Consider the following 2,326-nt stretch of genomic DNA (forward strand, 5'->3'; position numbering starts at 1 on the left):
GGCGTGATGCCGGGGTCGTAGGCCAGGAACTGCGCGGTGTCGAGCAGGTGCAACGAGGCTCCTTGGGTACGCCGGAACCCGGCGCGCGGGAATCACAGAAAGAAGGGGAGGGGCGAGGCGACTGCCTCGATATGGGGGCGGCTGCGGTGCGGGAGACAGCAGACCAGGTCGGGGCTGGCGAAGGGGCGTCACGGCGTGGACGAGGACACGCAGGCTCCGTGCCAAGGCCACAGGTCGGGCTGGCGCTGCTGTCGACGGTGCTTCGGCTCAGGCTCCGAACCGGCTGCCTGGATGCCCTACTTCGGGATCGACGGAGTGGGAGCTCCGTTGGTTCCGTACGGATTTGCGCACTTGTAGATCACGTAGCCGCGCAGCTTCCTTCCGTCTGACTTGCGGGTCACGGTGCCCCGGGTCCACCAGGTCTTGGTGGCGCTCCGGTAGACCCACTGGTCGTAGGCGATCTTGTCGTTGCGGTAGGCGACGCCGACCGTGGTGGCTGCCGTCGAAGGCGACTTGCGGACGTTGACCGCGCTGCACGAGATCTTGGTGTAGTCGGTGTCGTATGCCTGTGCCGTGGAAGCGGTGGCCAGGCCGCCGGCGGCGAGGGCCAGGCCCAAAGAGGTTGCCGCGAGGGCACGCTGGGTGTGGTGACGGGATATCAAGGAGGTGCTCCGTGTGTCAGGGGAAGGACGGTGAGCAGGACGACGTGTCCTGCGGGCTCCGTCTGCGGGGTGGAAGAGGCCGGGGGAGATCCCCGACCAGGGGCGGTATGTCGGGCTGTCGGCTCCCGAACGGGGATCAGATGACGCGGCGAGCGGCGAGGATGTCCCAGCCCGCGAGCGGCGTGATGCGAACGGGTTTTCCCGTTCTGGGTGCCTCGATCGTGAGTCCCGAGCCGATGTACATGCCGACGTGTTCGGGGCGGGTGGCACTGCCGCGGGAGAAGATCAGGTCACCGGGCTTGAGCGCCTTGGGGGACACCGTCGTGCCCTCGTTGATCTGCGTGTACGTAGTGCGGGTGAGCTGGACGCCGGCGTGTTTGTACGCCTGCTGCGTGAGCGAGCTGCAGTCGCAGCGGCCCATCGGGTCGGGGCCGTGTGGCGCCGTGCAGGTACCGCCCCATTGGTACATCGTGCCGAGCTGTTCCATCGCCCAGGCGATCGCCTTGCGCGCCGCGGGGTCGGCGTCCTTCGGGATCGAGTAGCCCGTCGGCACCGATCCTTCCGGGATAGTGCCGTACCCGGAGCCGTTCTCGGCCGCCGCGCAGGATGCCGTGGCGGAGCTGGTGTCTTGGCCGGCGTCGGGGAAGGTGGCGGCGATCGCCTTTTGTAGGGCGGTCGCCAGCTCCTCCCACTGTGCGTAGGCGTCGGGGTAGGCGGAGCGTTGGACCTTCTGCGCGGCCTGGGTGACGGTCAGCTGCTGCCAGCCGTCCACCGCGAGAAGGTGTTCGTAGAACTGGGTGGAGGCGTAGACGGGGTCGCGGATTTCCGTGGCGGTGCCCCAGCCCTGGCGCGGCCGTTGCTGGAACAGGCCCAGCGAGTCACGGTCGCCGGAGGGCAGGTTGCGTAGCCGGGATTCCTGCATCGCGGTGGCGAGCGCGATGATCTGGCCCTTCGTTGGAACGCGGAGGTCGATCCCGGTGCCCACGATTGTGCGGGCGTTGGGGATCTGCTCCGCAGGCAGGGACAGACCTTCGACGTGAACATCCTTGGCGGATGCCCCGTTGAGGATCTTGGTCACCTGCTCGACGACGGTGTCGGCGTCGATGTCGCCCACGCAACTGAGGGAGGAGGTGGTCGGGGCAGCCTCGCTGCTGGTGGCCATCAGCATGGCCGTGCCGGCGAGGAGGAAAGGGGAGAGGGCGAAGACGCCGATACCGGCGGCAAGGCCCTTCAACCGGGGGAGCCTCCCAGGCGGCGGTCGGGGTCCGGTGGTCTGGGCGGGGGCGGGTAGTGCTGCGTCATGCAGGGTCCTTCGAGTGCGGTGTCCGGCGTGCCGCGTGCGCGTGGCGTCGTGGAAGGGGCGCGAGGGCCGGGGTGGGCGATCGAGTACGTCGGCCGGTCGCAGACGAGTTGCCGCTCGCTCGGCTTGGCCGGAAGTTAGGTTGCCGGGGCAGGGGGACCTCCGGGAGGCAAAGGGAGAGATAGTCGGCGGTGGTGTGTGCCGGGCGGTTCAAAAACAGTAGGCCCGAATCGGCCGTTGACCAAAAAGTCGGTGGGAGGTGCCGGATTCCGGTGTCAGCGCTCACGGAATGTTCCCGTCGGGGTGTGATCCGCTCACGGAATGTTCCCGCGGGCCGCTCGTCGGTTCCCGGTAGTGCGCTCGT

2 protein-coding genes are annotated in these 2,326 nt (G+C 68.4%); both read right to left on the bottom strand.

The genetic code is table 11. The annotated features are described in order from the left end of the window. Positions 1–296: 296 nt before the first annotated feature. Entirely contained in the window at positions 297–662 is a 366-nt protein-coding gene (locus tag ABZ855_RS48225; RefSeq protein WP_360820414.1) for a hypothetical protein, read from the bottom strand. A 136-nt stretch (positions 663–798) separates the two neighbouring features. Then, the gene (locus ABZ855_RS48230) at positions 799–1,896 is read right to left on the bottom strand and encodes a C40 family peptidase (RefSeq protein ID WP_360820417.1); all 1,098 of its coding nucleotides are present in this window, start codon (positions 1,894–1,896) and stop codon (positions 799–801) included. Positions 1,897–2,326: the final 430 nt, after the last annotated feature.

Source organism: Streptomyces sp. NPDC047042 (assembly GCF_040644035.1).
Taxonomy (GTDB): Bacteria; Actinomycetota; Actinomycetes; order Streptomycetales; family Streptomycetaceae; genus Streptomyces.